This window comes from Denitromonas halophila, from assembly GCF_007625155.1.
Taxonomy (GTDB): Bacteria; Pseudomonadota; Gammaproteobacteria; order Burkholderiales; family Rhodocyclaceae; genus Nitrogeniibacter; species Nitrogeniibacter halophilus.
In genome coordinates this window covers 692,888-714,541 of sequence record NZ_VMNK01000003.1, presented here as the reverse complement: position 1 = coordinate 714,541, position 21,654 = coordinate 692,888, and the positions used below count along the sequence as shown (strand labels likewise).

The following is a 21,654-nucleotide window of genomic DNA, read 5'->3' as shown; positions in this document are numbered from 1 at the left end:
GATCGCAGCCCTCGGGGACCGCCGGGGCGCGCCGACACAGCGTGTGACACCGCGGCCGGAAAAAGATCAGCGCGGGCAGGCCGCCTGGCAATTGTTGTAGGTGGACAGGCAGCTGGCACTCTGACCGCAGTGGAACAAGCGGTCGCCGCAGCGATGCACACACTGGTTCCAGGCCGGGTTGCTCTTGGGCACGGCGCGACGCGTCGGGCAGCTGTTGAGATCGAAGCCGCGCGGCGGACCCGGCAGGCGCGCCCATTGCTCGGGCGAGAACGCCAGCATGGACTGCAGGGCCGTCACGTCACCATCCCCCACCAGCATGCCGGAGCGCTGCAGCGTGGCCAGCCCCTCACAATCGGCACGCTGCGCCGCCTCGACCGTCGGCACATCGCGCGTGATGCCGAGGCTGTGCCGGGCGCACTCGTGCGCATACACGAAGGCACGGACCGCATCGGTCACGTCGGGGAGCGCGCGCGGGTTGTAAATGATCCGCGCCCCAGATTTGCCCATCTGTGTCGTCACCAGCGAGGGCGATTCAACATCGAGTTGGCTGGGCACGGCCCGACCCGAGGCGTCGGTGCAGCCACGGAAGGTGAGATCCTGCGCACTGGCGGGCACGGACATCACGGCCAGCCACAGCACGCTGAGCAAAGTAATTAGAGGCTTCATGCGGTCACTCCCGATCCGGTTGTCATGCCTATCCTGTGCAATCTAGCAGACTCGTCGCCGCTTGTGCGGACCGGGGCCCCGCCACGACCGGGTCGATAGGTATAATGGTGGCTTTTCGAACAGCAAGTCTGCAGGAGTCGAGGGCGCTATGGCAGGTCATTCCAAATGGGCCAACATCCAGCACCGCAAAGGCCGTCAGGATGCCAAGCGGGGCAAGGTCTTCACCAAACTGATCAAGGAAGTCACCGTGGCCGCCAAGATGGGCGGCGGCGATCCGGCATCGAATCCGCGTCTGCGTCTGGCCATCGACAAGGCCCGCGGCGAATCCATGCCCAAGGACAACATCGAAAACGCTATCAAGCGCGGCACCGGCCAACTCGAAGGCGTCAGCTATGAAGAGGCGCGCTACGAGGGCTACGGCATTGGCGGCGCGGCGGTGATCGTCGACTGCCTGACCGACAACAAGGTGCGCACCGTGGCCGATGTGCGCCACGCCTTCAGCAAGTACGGCGGCAACCTGGGCACCGATGGCTGCGTGGCCTTCCAGTTCAGCCACTGTGGCCAGCTGATGTTCGCCCCCGGCGTCGATGAAGAAGCACTGATGGACGCCGCGCTCGAATGCGGCGCCGAAGACGTCATCACCGATGACGACGGCTCCATCGAGGTGGTCACCTCGCCGGCCGACTTCTCGACCGTCAAGGACGCGCTCGAAGCCGCAGGCTTCAAGGCCGAGTTCGGCGAAGTCACCATGAAGCCAATGAACGAGACCGAACTGGCCGGCGACGACGAGGCCAAGATGCAGCGCCTGCTCGACGCGCTGGACAGCCTCGATGATGTTCAGGAGGTTTATACCAGCGCCGTGTTCGGCGACTGAACGCTTCGCCGGTGCGGCAAATGAAAAACCGCCTGGAATACGGCGGTTTTTTGTTGACCTCCGGGCCGTTCAGGAAGTGACGGTGGCCGCGAAACGGGCGAAATCCGGGGAGATCCGCAACGCACCGGACATGTTTCGCAACACACGCTAGGGAAAACCCCTATCGGCCATTTTTGCTGCACTGCAATCACCGAAACGCATGCTTGAGAATGCGCCACCCTCAGGCCATGCTTGCACTTGACCGCTTCGCGTGTCAGGAATCGTCCGACAAGCAAAGAACAGATCTTCCAAAGTAGTGCACTGCCGCATGGCACGCACTCATCAGCCATGCGCTTTTCAGGCAAAAATTTTTCTTTCCCTATCGGTTTTTTTGCAGAATAAGCACACCTTTGCCTTTGCGCCTTTCGTACCATTCGCCCACCCCGTAAAAAGGGTGGGTGCGGACAGAGAACAAAGACCGACCACGAGGCCACACAAACGCGTGGCCCGAACCGCGGAAAGCCACACCCCGACCGATTCATGTCGAACCGGTCGGAATCGGAACCACCCAAACTCACACAAGAGTCAGCTGGAGGATACGAGACATGAAAAAAACCGGTATCGCTATTGCGATCATGGGCCTGGGCTTCGGCCTGATGAGCGGCGGCGTCAGCGCCGCCGACATGGTGGTCAAGCTTGGCCACGTCGGCCCGCTCACCGGCAGCATCTCCCACCTAGGCAAGGACAACGAAAACGGTGCCCTGCTCGCCATTGAGGAATACAACGCCAAGGGCGTGACTATCGGCGGCAAAAAAATCAAGTTCGAGATCATGGGCGAAGACGACCAGGCCGACCCGCGCGCCGGCACCACCGTCGCCCAGCGTCTGGTCGATGCCGAAGTGGTCGGCGTGGTCGGCCACCTCAACTCCGGCACCACCATCCCGGCCTCGCGCATCTACCACCAGGCCGGCATCCCGATGATCTCCCCGTCGGCCACCAACCCCAAGCTGACCCAGCAGAACTACGCCGGCGTGTTCCGCACCATCGCCAACGACGTCCAGCAAGGCGGCGCGATCGGCAAGTTTGCCACCGGCGCACTCGGCGCCAAGAATATCGCCATCATCGATGACCGCACCGCTTACGGCCAGGGCCTGGCAGACGAAGTCGAAAAATCCGCCAAAGCCACCGGCGGCAAGATCGTCGCGCGTGAATTCACGAACGACAAAGCCACCGACTTCATGGCCATTCTGACCAAGATCAAGGCTCAGAACCCGGACGTGATCTTCTTCGGCGGTATGGACGCCCAGGGCGGCCCGATGTTGCGTCAGCTCAAGCAGCTGGGCATCAACGCCAAGTTCATCACCGGTGACGGCGCCTGCTCGGGCGAGATGCTCAAGCTCGCGGGTGACGCGCTGAGCGGCAACGCTTACTGCACGCAAGCCGGCCTGCCGCTGGACAAGATGCCGGGCGGCAAGGACTTCAAGGAGCGCTACAAGAAACGCTTCAACCTGGATGTGCAGATCTACGCACCGTATGCCTACGACGCGGCTGCCGCCATGATCGAAGCCATGAAGGTGGCCGATTCGACCGTACCGGCCAAGTACCTGTCGGCACTGAAGGCGATCAACTTCCAGGGCGTCACCGGCAACGTCGCCTTTGACGCCAAGGGCGACATCAAGGAAGGCGCGATCACGGTGTATCAGTACAAGGATGGCGGCTGGAATCCGGTCCCCTGATCCGAACCAAGGCACTTGTAGAACGTGGGCTTGCCCACAGCCAGGGGCCGCGATCCACAGTGGTTGCGGCCCCTGAATTATTCCGGTTTCCATCCGGCGCATCGGTCGGACGGCACATCGGAAGGACTCAGCAAACAACCCGCGCTGCGGGATTGAGAACAGCAACACGGAACCCCGCCTCTCGGCCCCACAAGGGCACATCCGACCGGAATCATCCCGGCACCGGGGCGACGGCCTCCGTCACACACCAAGCAAAAGGTGCGATATGGAAACCTTATTACAACAGATCGTGAACGGTCTGGTCGTCGGCAGCGTGTATGCGCTGGTGGCACTGGGCTACACGATGGTCTACGGGATCTTGGGTCTGATCAACTTTGCCCACGGCGAAGTGGTCATGATCGGCGCGCTCACCGCGCTACAGACCCTGCTCATCCTGATGGGCGTTGCGCCCGACATGGCGCCGCTGCTCAAACTGGCGATTGCCGTGCTCGTCGCCATGCCCGTGTGCATGCTCCTCGGCTTCCTGATGGAACGACTGGCTTACCGGCGTCTGCGTGGCGCGCCGCGTCTGGCCCCGCTGATCACCGCGATCGGCATGTCCTTTCTGCTTCAGACGCTGGCCATGATCATCTGGGGCCGCAACTATCACACCTTCCCGCAGCTGATTTCCACCGCACCGATGCAGCCGATTCCGGGCGTTTTCGTCACCCCGGTTCAGGTCGCCATCGTGATCGTGTCGGCGCTGGTGATGGCCGGCCTGATCCTGCTGGTCACCAAGACCCGCCTCGGTCGCGCCATGCGCGCCACGGCGGAAAACCACCGCGTCGCGGCCCTGATGGGGGTCGACACCAACGCCATCATCGCGCTGACCTTTGTCATCGGCGCGGGTCTGGCAGCGGTGGCCGGCGTGATGTTCGCCAGCAACTACGGTATCGCCCACTACGCCATGGGCTTCATGCCCGGCCTGAAAGCATTTACCGCGGCGGTGCTCGGCGGCATCGGCAACCTGGGTGGCGCCATGCTTGGCGGCATCGTGCTGGGGCTGGTCGAAGCGGTCGGCGCCGGTTATATCGAAACCATGACCTTCGGCTTCCTCAACTCCAGCTACCAGGACATCTTCGCCTTCGTCATTCTCGGCATCGTGCTCATCTTCCGGCCCACCGGCCTGTTGGGTGAGCGGGTTTCCGACCGGGCCTGAGGAGGGATCACACCATGAACGAACTCATCGAAGCCGTACCCTTCCTGGGCAAGCGCAACCCCAAGCTCACCAAGTGGCTGATCATCATCCTGGCGCTGGTGGCGCCGCTGATTGCCGCCTACTTCGGTCGCAGCTGGATGCGCATCCTGGACTTCGCCCTGCTGTACATGATGCTGGCCCTGGGCCTGAACCTGGTGGTCGGCTTTGCCGGCCTGCTCGACCTGGGCTACATCGCCTTCTACGCCGTGGGCGCCTACACCTGGGCCTTCCTCGCCTCACCGCATTTCGGTGTGCACATGCCCTTCTGGATCGTGCTGCCCCTGGGCGCCGCGTTTGCGGCGCTGGCGGGCATCATATTGGGCTTCCCGGTCTTGCGATTGCGAGGAGACTACCTCGCCATCGTGACCCTGGGCTTCGGCGAAATCGTCCGGATTTTCATGAACAACCTGAACCATCCGGTCAACATCACCAATGGCCCGCAAGGCATCAACGCCCTGGACTCGCTCAATCTGTTCGGCTGGAACCTGTCGCAGAGCCTCTCGTTCGGCGACTTCAAGATCCACTACCTGTACCTGTATTACTACTTCTTCCTGCTCTGCGTGGTGGGCTCCATCATCTTCATCAAACGCTTGCAGATCTCCCGCGTCGGCCGCGCCTGGGCTGCCATGCGTGACGACGAGCTGGCCGCCAAGGCGATCGGCATCAACGTGCGCAACATGAAGCTGCTAGCCTTCTCGCTCGGCGCCACCTTTGGCGGCGTGGCGGGCGGACTGTTCGGCTCCTTCCAGGGCTTCGTGTCGCCGGAGTCCTTCTCGCTGATGGAATCCATCGCCGTGCTGACCATGGTGGTGTTCGGCGGCATGGGCAACATCGCCGGCGCCATCGTCGGTGCGCTGGCGCTCACCGCCCTGCCCGAGATCCTCCGCAACATTGCGCTGCCCGTGCAGGAAGCGCTGTTCGGCACCGTGATTCTCGACCCCGAAGTGCTACGCATGCTGTTGCTGTCGCTGGCCATGATTCTGATGATGTTGCTGCGCCCGGCCGGCCTGGTGCCCGCCCACGCGCGCTACTCCCGTCCCGAGCTGCTCAAGGGAGGTGCTTGATGATCAAATTGCTTGAAGCCCGCGGTGTGGGCAAACGTTTCGGCGGTCTGACCGCCCTGTCCGATGTCTCGCTGACCATCAACAAAGGCGAGGTCTATGGCCTGATCGGCCCGAACGGCGCCGGCAAGACCACCTTCTTCAACGTGCTGACCGGCGCCTACATTCCCGACGACGGCGAGTTCGTCTTCAACGGCACCGAGCTGCCCACCGGCAAACCCCACCTGGTGGTGCAGCAGGGTATCGCCCGCACCTTCCAGAACATCCGGCTGTTCGGTCAGCTGACCGCCCTCGAAAACGTCATGGCCGGCCATCACATCCGCACCAAGGCCGGGCTGTGGGGCATCCTGATACAGAGCAAGCACGCCATCGAAGAGGAGCGTCTGACCACCGAGCGCGCCTTCGAACTGCTCAAGTATGTGGGCATCGAGCGCTTCGCCCATACCATCTGCAAGAGCCTCTCCTATGGCGACCAGCGCCGTCTCGAGATCGCCCGCGCACTGGCCTCCGAACCGCAACTGCTGGCACTGGACGAACCCGCCGCCGGCATGAACGCCACCGAAACCGGCCAACTCAAGGTGCTGATCGAACAGATCCGCCGCGACGGCATCACCGTGCTGCTCATCGAGCACGACGTCAAACTGGTGATGGGCTTGTGCGACCGGGTCGCCGTGCTCGATTTCGGCAAGAAGATTGCCGAAGACGTGCCTGCCGTGGTCCAGAAAAACGACGCGGTGATCAGCGCCTACCTGGGAGGACCCAAGCATGCACACTAACCCCGCCTCCCCGCTGCTTCAGCTCGACGACATCAAGATCGCCTACGGCGGCATTCAGGCCGTCAAGGGCGTCAGTCTCGAGCTCTACAAAGGCGAAATGGTCTGCCTGATCGGTGCCAACGGCGCCGGCAAGACCACCACGCTCAATGCCATCTCCGGCACGCTGGGCGTGGCCAGCGGCAGCATCACCTACGACGGCGAAGACATCGGTGCCATGCCCACCCACAAGCGCCTGCGCAAAGGCATTGCGCTGGTGCCCGAGGGCCGCGGCATCTTCACCCGCCTGACGGTCGAAGAAAACCTGCGGATGGGCGCCTACATCCGTAACGACACGGCCGGCATCGAGGCCGACCTCGAGCGGGTCTACACCATGCTGCCGCGGGTCAAGGAGCGTCTGGCGCAGGTGGCCGGCACGCTGTCGGGCGGCGAGCAACAGATGGTCGCCATCGGCCGTGCCCTGCTCTCCCAGCCCAAGCTGCTGCTGCTCGACGAACCCTCCATGGGCCTCGCCCCACTGGTGGTCGAAAAGATCTTTGAGGTGGTGCAGACGGTCAAGGACGAAGGCGTGACCATCTTGCTGGTCGAACAGAACGCCAACCTGGCGCTCGAGTTTGCCCAGCGCGGGTACGTGATGGAAAGCGGCAAGCTGACCCTCACCGGCACCGGCCAGGAACTGCTGGCCGACCCGAAGGTGCGAGCGGCGTATCTGGGCGAGTAAGCCAGGCGCCCGTTGAACAAATAGGGGCGCACTTCGGTGCGCCCCTATTTGTTCGTCCTCACCCGGCGGTCGATCAGCGGCTTTTCCGCCAGAAAGCAGTGCCATAAGATTCCGGGGACAGCAACACTCAGGGCAATACACCCTTGGCCAGCAGATCTTTGAGCATCGCATCGGCCAGTATCCGCACCACTCGCTCCAGCTTGTTCGAATCGAGCACCTCGGTACTCGCCGTCCACAGCAGATGGTCACCGCGTATGGCGTACAGGCTCAATTCCACCACCGCGATGCGCACCCTCTCGTAGTAACCCGTATCCATCATGAACGGATAACCAATCGGGCCGCGGCGCCCGTAATAGCCAAAACCAGGGCCGAAGAACGGACTCACACCGGGCTGATAGACCAGCTCATCGCGCGTCGACACCACTCTCACGACGAGCACCGAGCCATAGCCAAGTCGCGACGCCTGCGCTTTGGCCCTGGCCAGCGCCGACGCGTCTGGCAGCGCCTCAGCCACGACGGCGTAGCCGGCTGTCACATCCATCGCCGGTGCCAGCACTTGTGCAAACAAGTCCTCAGATCGCCGCCGGTCGGCCTCCACGGGCAACATCACAAACGCAACTGTTTTGCCTAGCGGGTGCGCCTGCGCGTCGGACGCGCTCCAGGACTGCCGGAAGGTCGAAGTCGCGCAGCCATTCAGTGATATCGCCAAAACAAGCGCAAGAAGAAAGCGATATGCCATGGAATATTCCACAAAAAAGCACAGAGACACGGTTGAATAACGTCCGTGCAAGGATGCGCTGCATCACCGCACGCACCAAACCCGCTCAAACCCACCCCGCAAGCAACCGCTTCGGTTGCAACGGCGTCTTGCTAAGACATCGCCATGCTACAACCGTTGCATGGATCAACGCTGAACATACAAAAAGAACGCGAGTGGCCCAGCCAGAACTGTGCTTTTCTTCACGTGCCACAAGATTTGTGGTCGATCGCATCGCCATAATGCGCGACACTTCCCAGAAGGGAAATGCCCTGTTCAGGCGCTGCTGCAAGAAAGGAGAACGAAAAAGGTGGATGACAAGAAAAAGCTCAACTCTGTGGAGGGCGTCCGCGGACTGGCTTGTTTCATGGTTCTAATGTCCCATCTCAGCCTGATGTTCTTCCCCTTCGTCCACAACTTTGGCGAGGGCAGCGGCGCCAATTTCCCCGTTCAGCAATTCATTCACCACGCCCCCCTCGGGTTTCTTTACTCGGGAACGGCCGCCGTCTTCATCTTCTTCGTTCTGAGCGGCTTCATCCTGTCCAAGATCACGCTCGCCACCCGACATCAAGACCGGCGGATTCTCTCGATGTTCATCAAACGGTATCCGCGACTTGCCATCCCGGTTACCGCATCATGCGTGCTTTCGCTGATCGCCCTCAGTCTTGTCACCGTGGACAAATCCCAGCTCGGCCAATGGATGGCCAATTTTGGAAATTTTCCGCACTCACTCAATGGCGCACTGTATAGCGGCGCCATCGACAGTTTTTTCATTGCCGGTGAAAGCGCCTACAACCCAGTGTTGTGGACAATGAAGATAGAGATATTCGGCTCTTATCTCATCTTCGCGCTATGCGCCATACGAATGAAATCCGCGATGATCACCGCGGGCGGAATCGCCATTGTCGCTTCGGTCGGACTTTTTGCGCTGGGCAGCATTGGCGGAGGGTTCTGTCTCGGATTGATTTCCTTTGTCATCGGACACTGGTTTCATCTTTTCGGGAAGCCGATTCGGGACTCTATGGCGTTGCTGCTGCTGATCGTTGGACTGTATTTTGCAGGCGCACACAACGACAGCCAGTCATACCGGTACGTCGCATCGGTGTTTGGCGAAAAGACCTACACGGTGTCCAACTTTCTCTCCGGAATATTCGTTGTATACGCCGCATTGTTTGGACAAAAGCTCAGCACCTTCGTCTCAGGAAAGCCTTTCGTCTTCATGGGGAAAGTGTCCTTCTCCGCTTACTTGATTCAGGTGCCCATCCTCGCCACAGCCGGCGTGTTTGCCTTTACCGCGCTGTTCCGATACACCGGCCGCTATGATTTTTCCGCATTTATTGCATCGGGACTATCAATAGTGATCGTGTATACCCTCTCGGATGTTTTCTACCGATATGTCGACCGGCCTGCCATGACGTTTTCATCGCGCTGCGCAAATCGACTCCTCGCTATCGGACGGTCGTCCGTTATCGTTGATCCCGCACCGGCAAAACAATCGGCCGATTGATCCACACATCCGCCTATGGCTTGCTCCCCAACAGCGCCCGCAGATTGGCGAGCCGCTCCCGCCCCTCATCCTGACTCACCGGCGCGTCGTTCTTTTTCGCCACGGCTACGCCCTCGCCCATCTCGCCAATGAAGCGTGAGGCTTCGCAGACACGCACATCGGGCCCGGCTTTACGGCGTTCGCACCAGGTGACGGTGAGCGAACGCTGGGCGCGGGTGATGCCGACGTACATCAGCCGCCGCTCTTCGGCGAGATTACCTTCGTCCAGCGCCGATTGATGCGGCAGCAGACCTTCTTCAACGCCGATGAGGAAGACGTGCTTGAACTCCAGCCCCTTCGAGGCATGCAGTGTGGCCAGTTGCACGCCGTCGAATTCCTCATCGTTCTTGTCGAGCATGGAGATGAGAGCGATGGTCTGGGTGAGTTCGAGCAGGTTCTTTCCGTCTTTCTCGCCCTTGCTGCCTAGCCATTCGACGAAGTCACGCACATTGCTCCACTTGGTTTCGGCCTCGCGGGTATCGAAACTGCCTAGCAGCCAACCCTCGTAGTTGATTTCGTGGAGCAGGGCTTCGAGCACCTGCGCGGCGCTTTCGCGCTCGGCTCGGTGGGTCAGCTTGTTGATGAACTGGCCGAACTCCTGCACCGATTCGAGCTGGCGGGTGTTGAGATGGTGGGCCGCGCCCTCTTCGAAAGCGGCTTCGAACAGGCTCACATGGCGCTGACCCGCGTAGCGGCCGAGAGCCTCGATGGTGCCAGCGCCCACCCCGCGGCGAGGGGTGGTAATGGCGCGGATGAAGGCCAGGTCGTCGTCACCATTGACCATCACGCGCAGGTAGCTGATCAGATCGCGGATCTCGGCCTTGTCGAAAAAGGACTGGCCGCCGGAGATGACATAGGGAATCTTGTTGTTGCGCAGCTGCTTCTCGAACAGGCGCGCCTGGTGGTTGCCGCGGTAGAGGATGGCGTAGTCGGAGAACTTGGTCTTGAACTCGAAGCGATGCGCCTGGATACGCATGGCCACCAGTTGGGCCTCGGCTTCGGGGTCGCGCGAGGCGACCACGCGGATCGGCTCGCCGGGGCCGTGGTCGGACCACAGCTTCTTCTCGAACAGCTTTTCATTGTTGGCAATCAGCGTGTTGGCCGCGCCGAGGATACGCGCGCTGGACCGGTAATTTTGCTCCAGCTTGATAACCTTGAGGCGCGGGTAGTCAGTCTGCAGCAGGTTGAGGTTTTCGACGTCGGCGCCGCGCCAGGCGTAGATGGCCTGGTCGTCGTCGCCCACCGCGGTGAAGGCGCCGCGCACGCCGGAGAGCTGGCGCAGCAGGCGGTACTGGGCGCGGTTGGTGTCCTGGTATTCGTCGATCAGCAGGTAGCGCAGGCGGTTTTGCCAGCGCTCGCGCACCTCGTCGTTCTCTTCGAGCAGACGCACCGGCAGGCCGATCAGGTCGTCGAAGTCGACGGCCTGATAAGCGCGCAAGGTGCGCTCGTATTCGCCATAGACCTTCGCGGCGGCGGCAGACACATCATCATTGGCCAGCTTGACCGCCTCTTCGGGCGGGATCATGGCGTTCTTCCAGCCGGAGATGACCCATTGCAGCGAGCGCGCGTAAGCGCGGTCGGCGTCGGCGACGAGGTCGGCGATGATCTGGTTGGCATCGGCCGCATCGAGAATCGAGAACTGCGGCTTGAGCCCGCAATGCTTGGCCTCCTGCCGCACCATGCGCACACCCAGCGCGTGAAAGGTACACACCGTCAGCCCCTTGGCCTTGCCGCCGCCGAGCAGGCCACCGACCCGCTCCTGCATTTCCTTGGCGGCCTTGTTGGTGAAGGTGATGGCGGCAATGTTGCTGGGACTGAAGTCACAGGTCTCGACCAAGTGGGCGATCTTCTGCGTGATCACCCGCGTCTTGCCGCTGCCGGCGCCGGCGAGCACCAGGCAGGGGCCGTCGAGATAGCGGATCGCTTCGCGCTGGGGGGCGTTGAGATGTGCGGACATGGGACCTGAGAATGAAAAACGGCGCCGCCCGGACGGGGCGGCGCAGGGAACACCGAAGGCATTTTACGCCGAGCCTGCCCGCTTCGCCCGGCCGAGCGACCGGGGGAGGGCTGCGAACCTTGGCGCACGCCAGCGGCCTGATGAGTGTCATGCACCCGGCGCCGGCCACGGGTCGGCGCCACCGATTCAAGGAGGACGACCATGACACTCACCAATCTTCCCCGCATGCTGGTCTCGGAGACCGACGGCTGGCGCGATGTCGAACACATGCATCCGGCCGTTGGCAAGATGCTGCTGGCGGTGGTGGTGCCGCTATCGCTGCTGCCACCACTCATGTACGCCTACGCCAACATGGCACATCCCGGTCAGGTCTTTCCGCTGCTCGAACCGCCTTTGGGCATCACAGAAGCGCTGATCGTCGGCGGCGTATTCTTTGTCGTCGAAGTGGTCATGGTGTTCATGATGGCCGACCTGATCCGCCAGATCACCCAGTCGATGGCGGCCCGCCCCGGCTTTGCACAAAGCTTTTCGCTGGCTGCGATTGCGCCAGTCCCGCTGTGGCTCGCGTCGCTGGCGCTACTGGTGCCGAGCCTGTGGTTCAACCTGGCGGTTGGCGCATTGGCCTGGGTGGGCACGGTGGCGCTCATTCGCCACGGCGTCGGCCCCTTGCTGCATGTGAGCGACAGTCACCTGGCACATGGCGTGGCCAACCGCATCACGCTGGTCGGCGTCGCCGCCTGGATTGGCCTGGTGATGATGATGGCCCTGATCGTCAGCGCCATCCTGGGTTGGCGCTGACGCACGACAGCAGCTGCCGTATCTAGCGACCGAGGGCGCCAAACACCTGCTTGGCCAGCGAGCCGGCGGCTTGCATGGGGTTCTGCCGAATCGCGCGCTCCTGCTCGGCGATGGTGAGGTAAAGCCCGTCGAGCGCCTTGGCGGTCACATACCGCTCAACCGAGGCCTCGTCACCTTCGAGCAGGCCGGTGGCGCTCGCCTTGTCGGCCAGCTTGTTGTACTGCTTGGCCAAGGACAGACGGTTGGTCTGCTCGGTGACCACCGGCATGAAGCGGCCGGTCAGGGCCTCACGGGTTTTCGATTCGAAATAACGGGTCACCGAATCCTCACCGCCGGTGAGAATGTTCTTGGCGTCTTCCACGCTCATCTGCTTGACCGCGTCGACCAGCAAGGTCTTGGCCTCCGGCACGGCGGCTTCGGCGGCCTGGTTCATGGCCGTTTCGAGCTTGTCCATGTCCTTGCCACGGCCGAGCATGCTGAGAATCGGCTTGGCTTTTTCGAGCACGCCGGGCAGCGGGATGCGGACTTTGGGGTTATTCAGAAAGCCGCCGTTCTGGCCCAGCTGGCTGACCGCGGCGCGGGCGCCCTGGTCGAGCGCTTCACGCAGGCCCGAGGTGGCCTGGCGATTGGTGAGACCGTCGAGGCCACCGGCCCAGGCCGGCAAGGCAATGGCCAACACGGCCAGGGTTCGGATCAAAATTCGCACGGAAAAACCTCCAGCCATGACGTCGGTGAAGGCTCACTCTAGCACCGGAGCGGATACCGACGGCCTCCGCTCACGCTTGTTTTCAAACTCGGCGCAATTGCTCAGTCAAGCATGAACACGAAGGTGGACACCACCCGCAGGCGTTTGCCGATGCTGCGGCCGGTTTCGAACTCGCCGCCATCGTCGTCGAGCACACGGATCACACCCTGATTGGCGCTCTTCAGCATGCCCAGGCCGGCGCCGGCATCGGCGGCAAATTTCTCGGCCTGCTCACGAGCATTCCGTGTGGCGGCAGCCAGCAAGGCGGGCTTGAGTGCATTGACGCCGCGCAGCTGGTACTGGGGCACGCCCTGGCCTTCGCCCTCGCCGGTGAGCGGGACGCCGGCTGCGATGAGTGGGTCGAGACGGTTGGCCGCCGCCGCCACGGCATCGACTCGCGGCGACTTCACGCTGACCCTGCCCTGCCCGTTGTAGCGCAAGGGCAGATTGGCCTGCGCATACTCCCGAGCGAACAGATCCTGCACCTGCACCGGATGGATTTCCAGCTCGTCGTCACCAAAACCCTGCTCTCTCAGGAAGGCCACCACCCGCTCCCGATCGTCGGTCAGCTCGCTCTGCACCGCGCCAAAGGCTTTGCCACCACGACGGAAGCTCAGCGTCCACACGGCAAAATCGCTTTTGACAGACTGCTCGGCCAGCCCCTTGATGGTGACCGACCGGTCGGCCATACGGAACTGCTGCAGCCCGCCGCCGATGAGGAAGCCGGCCGCCGCGATGGCGATGGCCAGCAGCGCGGTGGCGAAGCGATCCATCACACCACGCCGGCGCCGTGGGCTTGCTGGTCGGCCCAGTAGGAAGAGCGCACCATCGGGCCGCAAGCGGCGTTCTTGAAGCCCATCTTGAGCGCTTCGGTTTCAAACATCTTGAAGGTGTCGGGGTGCACATAGCGCAAGACCGGCAGGTGGCCGTTGGACGGCTGCAGATATTGGCCAATGGTGAGCATCTCGACGTCGTGGGCGCGCAGGTCGCGCATCACTTCGAGGATCTCCTCGTCGGTCTCGCCCAGACCCACCATCAGGCCAGACTTGGTCGGCACCTCGGGGTGACGCGCCTTGAACTGCTTGAGCAACTCGAGCGAGTAGGCGTAGTCGGAACCGGGGCGGGCCTGCTTGTAGAGACGGGGCACGGTCTCGAGGTTGTGGTTCATCACGTCGGGCGGCGCCTGATCGAAGATTTCGAGGGCGATGTCCATGCGGCCACGGAAATCGGGCACCAGCACTTCGATGCTGGTTTTCGGCGAGGCTTCGCGCACGGCACGGATGCACTCGACAAAGTGCTGGGCACCGCCGTCGCGCAGGTCGTCGCGGTCGACCGAGGTGACCACCACATAGTTGAGGCGCATGGCGGCCACGGTGCTGGCCAGGTCTTTGGGTTCTTCGGCGTTGAGCGGATCGGGGCGGCCATGGCCCACGTCGCAGAAGGGGCAGCGACGGGTACAGATATCGCCCATGATCATGAAAGTGGCCGTGCCCTTGCCGAAACATTCATGGATGTTCGGGCAGGAGGCTTCTTCGCAGACGGTGTGCAGCTTTTGGTCGCGCAGCGTGGCCTTGATCTCGTTGAAGCGCTCGACCTCTTCCCCGCTGCCGAGCTTGATGCGGATCCACTCGGGTTTGCGCAGGCGCTCGGCGGGCACGATCTTGATCGGGATGCGGGCTGTTTTTTCGGCGCCACGCTGTTTGCGGGAGGGGGTATCCATGGGGGTTTCCTTCATTGATTCATCGCGCCTTCAATCGGACGCTGATTCCAACGCGCCTGAGCGCAGCGGCGGCAACAGGCGTTCTAAATGGCCAATCAGACGATCGGCGACGACGGCTTGCTCGGTGTCGACGCCCAGATCGCGAAGCTGGGTGGTTTGCAGACCACTATAGCCGCAGGGGTTGATCCAGGTAAATGGTGTCAAGTCCATATCGACATTGAGACTCAAGCCATGGTAGCTGCACCCGTTCTTGACGCGCAGACCCAGTGCGGCGACCTTGGCACCACCGATATACACCCCGGGCGCACCGCTCTGACGCTCGGCGGCGAGACCATCGTCGGCCAGGGTGTCGATCAGCGCCTGCTCCATCAGATGCACCATTTCGCGCACCTTGAGGCCACGGCGACGCAGATCGATGAGCAGGTAGACCACGATCTGGCCGGGGCCGTGATAGGTGATCTGGCCGCCGCGATCGATGCGCACCATGGGGATATCGGTCTGGCGCAGCAGGTGCTCGGGCTTGCCGGCCATGCCTAAAGTGTAGACCGGTGGGTGCTCGAGCACCCACAACTCGTCAGGTGTGCTCGCGTCGCGCGCGTCGTTGAGCGCCTGCATCTGTCGCCAGGTGGGCTCGTAGGGAACGCGGCCGAGATCGCGCCGCACGCAACTGGCCTTCATCATGAGTTAGAGGACGACCTTGACCATCGGGTGACCGGACAGCTCGCGGTAGAGGTCATCGAGCTGCGGCTGCGACACCGCCCATACCGTGCAGGTGAGCGACAGATAGGTGCCCTTGCTGGACGGGCGCATCTCGATGGTGGCCGGGTCGAAGCTGGCGTCATGCTTGAGCACCACCTCGGCCACGGTCTGAGCGAAGCTGTCGACCTTCACGCCCATGATCTTGAGCGGGAAGGTGCAGGGAAAGTCGATCAGCGAGGTTTTGGGTTCATCCGCCACGGCGCATCACCTGGTTCTTGTAGTCCTGATACCACTCAAGCATCTGCTCGGCCATCGGGCCGGGCTTGCCCTTGCCGACGGCACGATCATCCAGACGGGTGATGGGCAGCACTTCCTTGGTCGAGGAGGTCATCCACAGCTCGTCGGCCGAGCGGACCTCTTCTTCGAGCACTTCGCGCACCTGACAAGGCATGCCGCGGTCGCGGGCCAGTTCCAGCACCACATCGTAGGTGATACCGGGCAGCATCAGATGGCTCTTGGGCGGCACATGCAAGACGCCATCGTGCACCACAAAAATGCTCGAGGCCGCACCTTCGGTCAGGAAACCGTCGCGGAACAATACGGTTTCCATACAGCCCTTCTCGGCCGCCAGCTGCTTGAGCATGCAGTTGGCCAGCAGCGAGACGGTCTTGAGATCGCACCGCAGCCAGCGAAAATCCGCCGAGCTGACCGCGGCCACACCGGCCGCACGCATCTCGTCCGAGGGCATGACCAGCGCTTCGCTCATCAGAAACACGGTGGGCGTCACTTCCGCCGGATAGGCGTGGGTGCGCACCTCCGCCACACCGCGCGTGACCTGCAGATAGATGGACTGATCCGGCCACGGATTGCGTTCGACGATGCCGCGCAGCGTCTGGCGCCATTCATCCCGGCTCATCGGGTTGGGCAGGCCCATGCTCGACAGGGTCTGCTCCAGACGACGCAGGTGTTCGTCGAGGCGGAACAGCTTGCCAGAGTAGGCCGGCAGGACTTCATAGGCGCCGTCGCCAAACAGGAAGCCGCGGTCCATCGGCGACACCCGCGCTTCGGACAGTTCCAGCCAATCGCCGTTGAGGTAGCACACGCTCATGTCAGACTCCGTCTCAGAGGTTCTTGATCCACCAGCGAATCGCATCCCACATCCGGCCAAACCAGCCGGCCAGGGTGACTTCTTCGAGGGCGACCACCGGATAGGTGCCAATGGCCTGCCCGTCGAGCGACAGCGTCATCGCACCGACTTCCTGACCTTTACGCACCGGCGCCTCAAGCGGCTGAACGCTGTTCAGGCTGACCTGCAACTTGTCGGCCTGGCCCTTGGGCACCGACAACACAAACGCGTTGAGGAAGCCGACCGGCACCTCTTCGGCCGTGCCTTGCCAGACGCGGAAACGCGACACCGGCGCGGCGTTCTCGTAAAGCGTCACGGTGTCGAAGAACTGGAAGCCGTAGTTGAGCAGCTTGAGCGATTCCTGCGCGCGCACGCCATCGGAATCCGCACCCAGCACCACCGAAATCAGCCGGCGCGGCCCCCGCACCGACGACGACACCAGGCAATAGCCGGCCGCTTCGGTGTGACCGGTCTTGACGCCATCGACCGTCGCGTCCATCCACAACAAGCGGTTGCGGTTGGGCTGACGGATGTTGTTGTAGGTGTATTCCTTTTCCGAATACAGGCGGTAGTCCTCCGGAAAGTCACGAATCACCGCCATCGCCAGCACGCCCAGATCGCGGGCGGTGGTGTAGTGCTGGTCATCCGGCATGCCGGTCGAGTTCCTGAACTGGGTGCCGGTCATGCCAAGGCGCTTGGCTTCGCGGTTCATCAGCTCGGCAAAGGCTTCTTCAGAACCGGCGATCGCCTCCGCCAGGGCCACGCTGGCGTCATTGCCCGACTGGATGATCATGCCGTGCACCAGCTGATCGGCCGTCACTGCATGGCGCGGCTCGATGAACATGCGCGAACCGCCCATCTTCCAGGCCCGCTCGGAGACCGGGATCACCTGCTCGCGCGTGAGCGTGTTGGCCTTGAAGGCCGAGAAGGTCAGGTAGGCCGTCATCAACTTGGTCAAGGACGCCGGCTCGATACGCTCGTCGGCGTTATGCGCGGCCAGCACCTGATTGGCACCGTAGTCGACCAGCAGCCACGCCTTGGCGGCCAGGGCCGGCGGCGGGGCACTTTGCGCCAGCGACGAGAGAGACATCAACGAAAACAGCAATGCAGCAAAGAAACGCATGGGCAAGGGGACATCCTGAAAAAACACGGGGAAAGGCGATTAGCCAACGCCAGCTAAGGCCGGACGATTATAGGCCGACCGCAGTGCCTGACCAAAATCACGGGCGTCGGTTCAACGCGACACCAAGAAAGGCTGGACATCCAGCGCATCGGCAATGCGCGCCGCGACCGCGCGGGCGACGGCCGCGCTGGCATACGGCCCGGCCTGAAGACGAAATCGGCCGTCGTGGTCCAGCACCGATAATCGCTCACGCAGCCAGTCGAGCTCGGCCGCCACATGGCCGCGAAAGCCTTCGGCATTATCGCGGGTCTGAAACGCGCCCAACTGGAGGTACACCCCCTCATCCGTCGCCGGCAAGGCGGTGACGTGCGCGCCGTTGAGGATGGCGGCCGGGTCGACAGAAGCCGATGACGCCACCTCGGTTGCGCTTGCCACCGGCGCCGCTGCAGCCACCTGAACGGGCGGCGTCGGCTCGGCCGCGCGCAACACCGGCGCGTCGTCCGGCCCGACGGTTTCGATCTCGACCTCCGCGCTGCCCTGCCCGAGATAGCCGAGCTTGTAGGCCGCCGCGTAGGACAGATCGATGATCCGCCCCGAGTGGAAGGGGCCGCGGTCGTTCAGGCGCACGACCACCGAATTGCCATTGGCCACGTTGGTCACCCGCACATAGCTGGGCAGCGGCAAGGTCTTGTGTGCGCCCGTCATGGCATACATATCGTAGGTTTCGCCGATCGAGGTTTTCTTGCCATGAAACTTTCGGCCATACCAGCTGGCCCGACCGCGTTCGCGAAAGTCGTCGCGCACCGCCATCGGCGCGTAGTCCTTGCCAAACACGGTGTAAGGCCGCGTACTGGCCCGATGCACGGGTTCGTCACGCGGCACCGCGTCGGGAATGGTGTGCAGGTCGGCCGGCGCGTTGTCGCCCGGACCGTCGTCCTTGTAGTAACCGCCGCCACGACGCGGCAAATCGGGGATGGCGCCCGGCACCGAGCCGCCGCTCTTGCTGGGAGGCGCACTGGCGCAGGCCGCCAGCGTGGCGGCGAGACACATCAACAACAGGCGGGCAGACAATAGACGCATTGGGTCGCGAAGTCAGGACTGGCTGAGCGCACGCTCGCGCTGGATGCTCATCAGGATGCCGACCCCGACGCACAAGGTCACCAAGGCCGTGCCGCCATAGCTGATGAAGGGCAAAGGCACCCCGACGACGGGCAGGATACCACTGACCATCCCCATGTTCACAAAGGCATAAGTGAAGAAAATCATGGTGATGGCGCCGGCCAGCAAACGCGTACCGAGCGTCGGCGCGACTGCGGCGATCATCAGACCACGCAGCAGGAGCATGAACAACACCGCCAACAAGACCAAGGCGCCGATCAAGCCAAATTCTTCGGCCATGACGGCAAAAATGAAGTCGGTGTGGCGCTCGGGAATGAAGGATAAATGCGTCTGGGTGCCCTGCATCCAGCCCTTGCCAAACATCCCGCCGGAGCCAATCGCGATGGTCGACTGGATGATGTGGAAGCCCTTGCCGAGCGGATCGGAGGTCGGATCAAGCAGTGTGCACACGCGATGCTTCTGGTACTCGCGCAACACCTGCCAATCCACCCCGGGCTGGCAGAGCGTGTCGCCAAACGCCACGATGGAGCCCAAGCCGACGACCGCCACCAGCACCAGCGGCACAATCAGCTTCCAGCTCAGCCCGGCAAAGAAAATCACGTACAAGCCCGCCGCCGCCACCAGCAGGCTAGTGCCCAGGTCAGGCTGGGTGACGATCAGGGCGACCGGCACGGCCAGCAACACACCGGCGAGCACGAACTCGCCAAAACCGATGGCGCCTTCGCGCTGCTGAAAGAACCAGGCGAGCATCAAGGGCATGGCGATCTTCATCAGCTCGGAAGGTTGAATGCGGACCACGCCCAAATCCAGCCAGCGCTGCGCGCCCTTGGAGATTTCGCCAAACAGCGCCACGCCAACCAGCAACACCACGCCAAGCACATACAGCGGCATCGCCAGCGACAGCAGCCGTGCCGAGGGAATCCGGGCCGTCACCCACATCAGTGCGAGCGCCACGCCAGTATTGACCAGTTGCGCTTCCATCCGCGCTGGCGATGCGCTTTGCATTACCACCAGGGCCGCCGCCAGCAGCACGGTCAGCAACAGGAACAAGGGCGGGTCGATCGGGCGCAGGATGGCGCGAATCAGGGCCACCGGATGTAGGCGAAATTCCATCAGCCGGCCTTTCTCAATGGTCCGCCGGGGCGTCTTCGTCTTCCGACGCCTGGCCGGCCGGGCGTTTGCCCAGCAGATAATAGTCGATGACCTGACGCGCAATCGGCGCCGCCGAGCGCGAACCAAAGCCGCCGTTCTCAACCAGCACGGCCAGCGCAATCCTGGGTTTGTCGGCCGGCGCAAAAGCGATGAACCAGGAGTGATCGCGCAGTCGCTCGGCGACGTTGCCTTCCTTGTATTTGGTGCCTTTCAAGGAATACACCTGCGCCGTGCCGGTCTTGCCGCCGGCGGAATACTCCGCACCCGCAAAGGCACGCGCACCGGTACCGGTCTTGTTCACATCCACCATCGCCGCACGTACGGCCGCCAGATGGGCCGGCTTGAGCGGGATCTGGCGGATCGGCTTGGGCTCAACCTCGCGGCGTGCGCCCGTCTGCGGATCAACCACGTACTTGACCACATGCGGCTTGAACACCACGCCGTCGTTGACCAAGGCCGACAAGGCCGTGGCCAGCTGCAGCGGCGTGTAGGCGTTGTAACCCTGGCCGATGCCGACCGAAATGGTCTCGCCGCCATACCATTTCTGCTGCCCCGGCTTCTTGAAACGCTTGCGCTTCCAGTCCGGCGAGGGCAAAACGCCGTCGGCCTCGCCGGGCAGATCGATACCGGTGAGTTGACCGAAACCGAAGGGGCGCATGAAATCCGCAATCCCGTCGATGCCCAGATCATTCGCCAGCATGTAGTAATAGGTGTTGCAGGACTGCACGATGGAGGTGTGCAGATCGACCATGCCGTGCCCGCCGATCTTGTCGTCCATGAAGCGGTGACCGCCAAACACATAGAAACCCGGATCGGCGATCGCCTGCTGCGGCGTGCGCTTGCCGGTGCTCAGCCCCGCCAGCCCCATGAAGGGCTTGAAGGTGGAACCCGGAGGATAGGCCGAGTAGATGGCACGGTTGAGCAGGGGGCGATCGGGCGACTCGTTCAGACCCTTCCAGTCCGCGACCGAAATGCCATCCACGAACAGGTTTGGATCGAAGCTGGGCGAGGACACCAGCGCCAGCACGCCGCCGGTGGACGGCTCGATGGCCACCAGCGCGCCCCGTCGCTCGCCGAAAGCCTGGTGGGCGACGGCCTGAAGGCCGGCATCCACGGTCAGGATCAGGCTGTTGCCGGGCACCGCGGTGCGGCGGCTGAGCAAGCGTACCTTGCGCCCGCCGGCATCCACCTCGACCTGCTCGGAGCCGGTCTTGCCATGCAACTCGGCCTCGTAACTCTCTTCCAGCCCCCGCTTGCCGATATGCTCGGTGCCACGATAGTTGGCGGTTTCGCCGCGCGCCTCGATATGGTCGACGTCGCGGTTGTTGATGCGACCCATGTAGCCGACCACATGCCCGAGCAGGTCGCCCTGCGGGTACTCGCGGAACAGGCGGGCCTGCACGTCCACGCCGGGGAAGAGATAGCGCCGGGCGATGAAGCGCGCGACCTCTTCGTCGGTGAGTTTGGTACGAATGGGCACGCTCTCGAAGAACTTGCTCTCTTCACGGAATTTCTTGAAACGACGCCGATCGTAATCCGAAATATCCACAATCTCGGCAAGGCGGTCGATCGTCTCGTCCAGGTCTTCCACCTGCGAGGGCGTGATATCCAGCGTGTAGGCCGCAAAGTTGCGCGCCAGCACCTTGCCGTTGCGATCGACGATGGCACCCCGATTGGGCGGCACCGGCACCAGCGCGATCCGGTTGTCTTCGGCACGGGTGTGGTAGTAGTCGAAACGCATCACTTGCAGATACACAAACCGGGCCGCCAGCAGGCTGAGGCATAGCAGCATGAACACGCCAGCGACCACCAGCCGCACGCGCAGCCGGCTGACCTCCTGATCGGGAGAGCGAAACTCGGTCATC

General features: G+C 62.8%; 21 protein-coding genes. 8 read left to right on the top strand and 13 right to left on the bottom strand.

The features are described 5' to 3' along the window. Window positions 1–66: 66 nt before the first annotated feature. On the bottom strand, window positions 67–666 hold the full coding sequence (locus tag FHP91_RS05480; protein ID WP_144308601.1) for a hypothetical protein: 600 nt from the start codon (window positions 664–666) through the stop codon (window positions 67–69). A 148-nt stretch (window positions 667–814) separates the two neighbouring features. Between FHP91_RS05480 and FHP91_RS05475 the strand changes: the two genes are divergently transcribed. The 6 genes from FHP91_RS05475 to FHP91_RS05450 all read left to right on the top strand — a co-directional run bounded on the left by FHP91_RS05475 (window position 815) and on the right by FHP91_RS05450 (window position 7,047). Beyond that, a complete protein-coding gene (locus tag FHP91_RS05475) occupies window positions 815–1,540 on the top strand; it encodes a YebC/PmpR family DNA-binding transcriptional regulator (protein WP_144308600.1) in 726 nt (241 codons plus the stop codon). Between the two features lie 584 nt (window positions 1,541–2,124). After that, window positions 2,125–3,255, top strand: coding sequence for a branched-chain amino acid ABC transporter substrate-binding protein (locus FHP91_RS05470; RefSeq protein WP_144308599.1), 1,131 nt, complete (start codon window positions 2,125–2,127; stop codon window positions 3,253–3,255). Window positions 3,256–3,520: 265 nt separating this feature from the next. Next, window positions 3,521–4,453 carry a branched-chain amino acid ABC transporter permease gene (locus FHP91_RS05465; protein ID WP_144308598.1) on the top strand — a complete coding sequence of 311 codons (933 nt, stop codon included), beginning with the start codon at window positions 3,521–3,523 and terminating at the stop codon, window positions 4,451–4,453. 14 nt (window positions 4,454–4,467) lie between these two features. Beyond that, the gene (locus FHP91_RS05460) at window positions 4,468–5,556 is read left to right on the top strand and encodes an ABC transporter permease subunit (protein ID WP_144308597.1); all 1,089 of its coding nucleotides are present in this window, start codon (window positions 4,468–4,470) and stop codon (window positions 5,554–5,556) included. Then, window positions 5,556–6,329 (top strand): ABC transporter ATP-binding protein, encoded by a 774-nt coding sequence (locus tag FHP91_RS05455; protein WP_144308596.1) that lies wholly within the window; start codon window positions 5,556–5,558, stop codon window positions 6,327–6,329. Before FHP91_RS05460 ends, FHP91_RS05455 begins: the two co-directional genes overlap by 1 nt. Continuing rightward, window positions 6,319–7,047: an ABC transporter ATP-binding protein gene (locus tag FHP91_RS05450; protein WP_144308595.1), complete on the top strand. Its 729-nt coding sequence runs from the start codon at window positions 6,319–6,321 to the stop codon at window positions 7,045–7,047. The genes FHP91_RS05455 and FHP91_RS05450 overlap by 11 nt, the downstream gene beginning before the upstream one ends. A gap of 127 nt (window positions 7,048–7,174) precedes the next feature. On the opposite strand, the gene FHP91_RS05445 is transcribed toward FHP91_RS05450, so the two are convergent. Continuing rightward, window positions 7,175–7,786 (bottom strand): hypothetical protein, encoded by a 612-nt coding sequence (locus FHP91_RS05445; RefSeq protein WP_144308594.1) that lies wholly within the window; start codon window positions 7,784–7,786, stop codon window positions 7,175–7,177. Between the two features lie 328 nt (window positions 7,787–8,114). Between FHP91_RS05445 and FHP91_RS05440 the strand changes: the two genes are divergently transcribed. Continuing rightward, window positions 8,115–9,311 (top strand): acyltransferase family protein, encoded by a 1,197-nt coding sequence (locus FHP91_RS05440; RefSeq protein WP_144308593.1) that lies wholly within the window; start codon window positions 8,115–8,117, stop codon window positions 9,309–9,311. Between the two features lie 13 nt (window positions 9,312–9,324). Here the strand turns inward: FHP91_RS05440 and FHP91_RS05435 are convergent, their stop codons facing one another. Continuing rightward, a complete protein-coding gene (locus tag FHP91_RS05435; RefSeq protein WP_144308592.1) occupies window positions 9,325–11,307 on the bottom strand; it encodes a UvrD-helicase domain-containing protein in 1,983 nt (660 codons plus the stop codon). 201 nt (window positions 11,308–11,508) lie between these two features. Between FHP91_RS05435 and FHP91_RS05430 the strand changes: the two genes are divergently transcribed. Continuing rightward, window positions 11,509–12,105: a YIP1 family protein gene (locus FHP91_RS05430; protein WP_144308591.1), complete on the top strand. Its 597-nt coding sequence runs from the start codon at window positions 11,509–11,511 to the stop codon at window positions 12,103–12,105. 22 nt (window positions 12,106–12,127) lie between these two features. Here FHP91_RS05430 and FHP91_RS05425 read toward each other — a convergent pair whose 3' ends face one another. The 10 genes from FHP91_RS05425 to mrdA form a co-directional block, all read right to left on the bottom strand. Beyond that, window positions 12,128–12,811 carry a DUF4197 domain-containing protein gene (locus FHP91_RS05425; RefSeq protein WP_144308590.1) on the bottom strand — a complete coding sequence of 228 codons (684 nt, stop codon included), beginning with the start codon at window positions 12,809–12,811 and terminating at the stop codon, window positions 12,128–12,130. A 101-nt stretch (window positions 12,812–12,912) separates the two neighbouring features. Beyond that, on the bottom strand, window positions 12,913–13,623 hold the full coding sequence (locus tag FHP91_RS05420; protein ID WP_144308589.1) for an SIMPL domain-containing protein: 711 nt from the start codon (window positions 13,621–13,623) through the stop codon (window positions 12,913–12,915). After that, entirely contained in the window at window positions 13,623–14,570 is a 948-nt protein-coding gene (lipA, locus tag FHP91_RS05415; protein WP_144308588.1) for a lipoyl synthase, read from the bottom strand. Before lipA ends, FHP91_RS05420 begins: the two co-directional genes overlap by 1 nt. A 30-nt stretch (window positions 14,571–14,600) precedes the next feature. Further along, a complete protein-coding gene (gene lipB, locus FHP91_RS05410; RefSeq protein WP_246116222.1) occupies window positions 14,601–15,251 on the bottom strand; it encodes a lipoyl(octanoyl) transferase LipB in 651 nt (216 codons plus the stop codon). Between the two features lie 3 nt (window positions 15,252–15,254). Then, window positions 15,255–15,527, bottom strand: coding sequence for a YbeD family protein (locus FHP91_RS05405; protein ID WP_144308587.1), 273 nt, complete (start codon window positions 15,525–15,527; stop codon window positions 15,255–15,257). After that, window positions 15,517–16,377 carry a D-amino acid aminotransferase gene (locus FHP91_RS05400; RefSeq protein ID WP_144308586.1) on the bottom strand — a complete coding sequence of 287 codons (861 nt, stop codon included), beginning with the start codon at window positions 16,375–16,377 and terminating at the stop codon, window positions 15,517–15,519. The genes FHP91_RS05405 and FHP91_RS05400 overlap by 11 nt, the downstream gene beginning before the upstream one ends. A 13-nt stretch (window positions 16,378–16,390) precedes the next feature. After that, window positions 16,391–17,518: a D-alanyl-D-alanine carboxypeptidase family protein gene (locus tag FHP91_RS05395; RefSeq protein WP_144308585.1), complete on the bottom strand. Its 1,128-nt coding sequence runs from the start codon at window positions 17,516–17,518 to the stop codon at window positions 16,391–16,393. A 111-nt stretch (window positions 17,519–17,629) separates the two neighbouring features. Then, a complete protein-coding gene (locus tag FHP91_RS21595; RefSeq protein WP_144308584.1) occupies window positions 17,630–18,598 on the bottom strand; it encodes a septal ring lytic transglycosylase RlpA family protein in 969 nt (322 codons plus the stop codon). A 12-nt stretch (window positions 18,599–18,610) separates the two neighbouring features. After that, window positions 18,611–19,750 (bottom strand): rod shape-determining protein RodA, encoded by a 1,140-nt coding sequence (rodA, locus tag FHP91_RS05385; protein WP_391527559.1) that lies wholly within the window; start codon window positions 19,748–19,750, stop codon window positions 18,611–18,613. A gap of 13 nt (window positions 19,751–19,763) precedes the next feature. Further along, entirely contained in the window at window positions 19,764–21,653 is a 1,890-nt protein-coding gene (mrdA, locus tag FHP91_RS05380; protein WP_144308583.1) for a penicillin-binding protein 2, read from the bottom strand. Window position 21,654: the final 1 nt, after the last annotated feature.

Excerpts from the sequence above, each read along its gene's own strand:
- FHP91_RS05480 (WP_144308601.1), bottom strand. The coding sequence starts at position 666 with ATGAAGCCTCTAATTACTTTGCTCAGCGTGCTGTGGCTGGCCGTGATG.
- FHP91_RS05475 (WP_144308600.1), top strand. The coding sequence starts at position 815 with ATGGCAGGTCATTCCAAATGGGCCAACATCCAGCACCGCAAAGGCCGT.
- FHP91_RS05470 (WP_144308599.1), top strand. The coding sequence starts at position 2,125 with ATGAAAAAAACCGGTATCGCTATTGCGATCATGGGCCTGGGCTTCGGC.
- FHP91_RS05465 (WP_144308598.1), top strand. The coding sequence starts at position 3,521 with ATGGAAACCTTATTACAACAGATCGTGAACGGTCTGGTCGTCGGCAGC.
- FHP91_RS05460 (WP_144308597.1), top strand. The coding sequence starts at position 4,468 with ATGAACGAACTCATCGAAGCCGTACCCTTCCTGGGCAAGCGCAACCCC.
- FHP91_RS05455 (WP_144308596.1), top strand. The coding sequence starts at position 5,556 with ATGATCAAATTGCTTGAAGCCCGCGGTGTGGGCAAACGTTTCGGCGGT.
- FHP91_RS05450 (WP_144308595.1), top strand. The coding sequence starts at position 6,319 with ATGCACACTAACCCCGCCTCCCCGCTGCTTCAGCTCGACGACATCAAG.
- FHP91_RS05445 (WP_144308594.1), bottom strand. The coding sequence starts at position 7,786 with ATGGCATATCGCTTTCTTCTTGCGCTTGTTTTGGCGATATCACTGAAT.
- FHP91_RS05435 (WP_144308592.1), bottom strand. The coding sequence starts at position 11,307 with ATGTCCGCACATCTCAACGCCCCCCAGCGCGAAGCGATCCGCTATCTC.
- FHP91_RS05430 (WP_144308591.1), top strand. The coding sequence starts at position 11,509 with ATGACACTCACCAATCTTCCCCGCATGCTGGTCTCGGAGACCGACGGC.
- FHP91_RS05420 (WP_144308589.1), bottom strand. The coding sequence starts at position 13,623 with ATGGATCGCTTCGCCACCGCGCTGCTGGCCATCGCCATCGCGGCGGCC.
- lipA (WP_144308588.1), bottom strand. The coding sequence starts at position 14,570 with ATGGATACCCCCTCCCGCAAACAGCGTGGCGCCGAAAAAACAGCCCGC.
- lipB (WP_246116222.1), bottom strand. The coding sequence starts at position 15,251 with ATGATGAAGGCCAGTTGCGTGCGGCGCGATCTCGGCCGCGTTCCCTAC.
- FHP91_RS05400 (WP_144308586.1), bottom strand. The coding sequence starts at position 16,377 with ATGAGCGTGTGCTACCTCAACGGCGATTGGCTGGAACTGTCCGAAGCG.
- FHP91_RS05395 (WP_144308585.1), bottom strand. The coding sequence starts at position 17,518 with ATGCGTTTCTTTGCTGCATTGCTGTTTTCGTTGATGTCTCTCTCGTCG.
- FHP91_RS21595 (WP_144308584.1), bottom strand. The coding sequence starts at position 18,598 with ATGCGTCTATTGTCTGCCCGCCTGTTGTTGATGTGTCTCGCCGCCACG.
- rodA (WP_391527559.1), bottom strand. The coding sequence starts at position 19,750 with ATGGAATTTCGCCTACATCCGGTGGCCCTGATTCGCGCCATCCTGCGC.
- mrdA (WP_144308583.1), bottom strand. The coding sequence starts at position 21,653 with ATGACCGAGTTTCGCTCTCCCGATCAGGAGGTCAGCCGGCTGCGCGTG.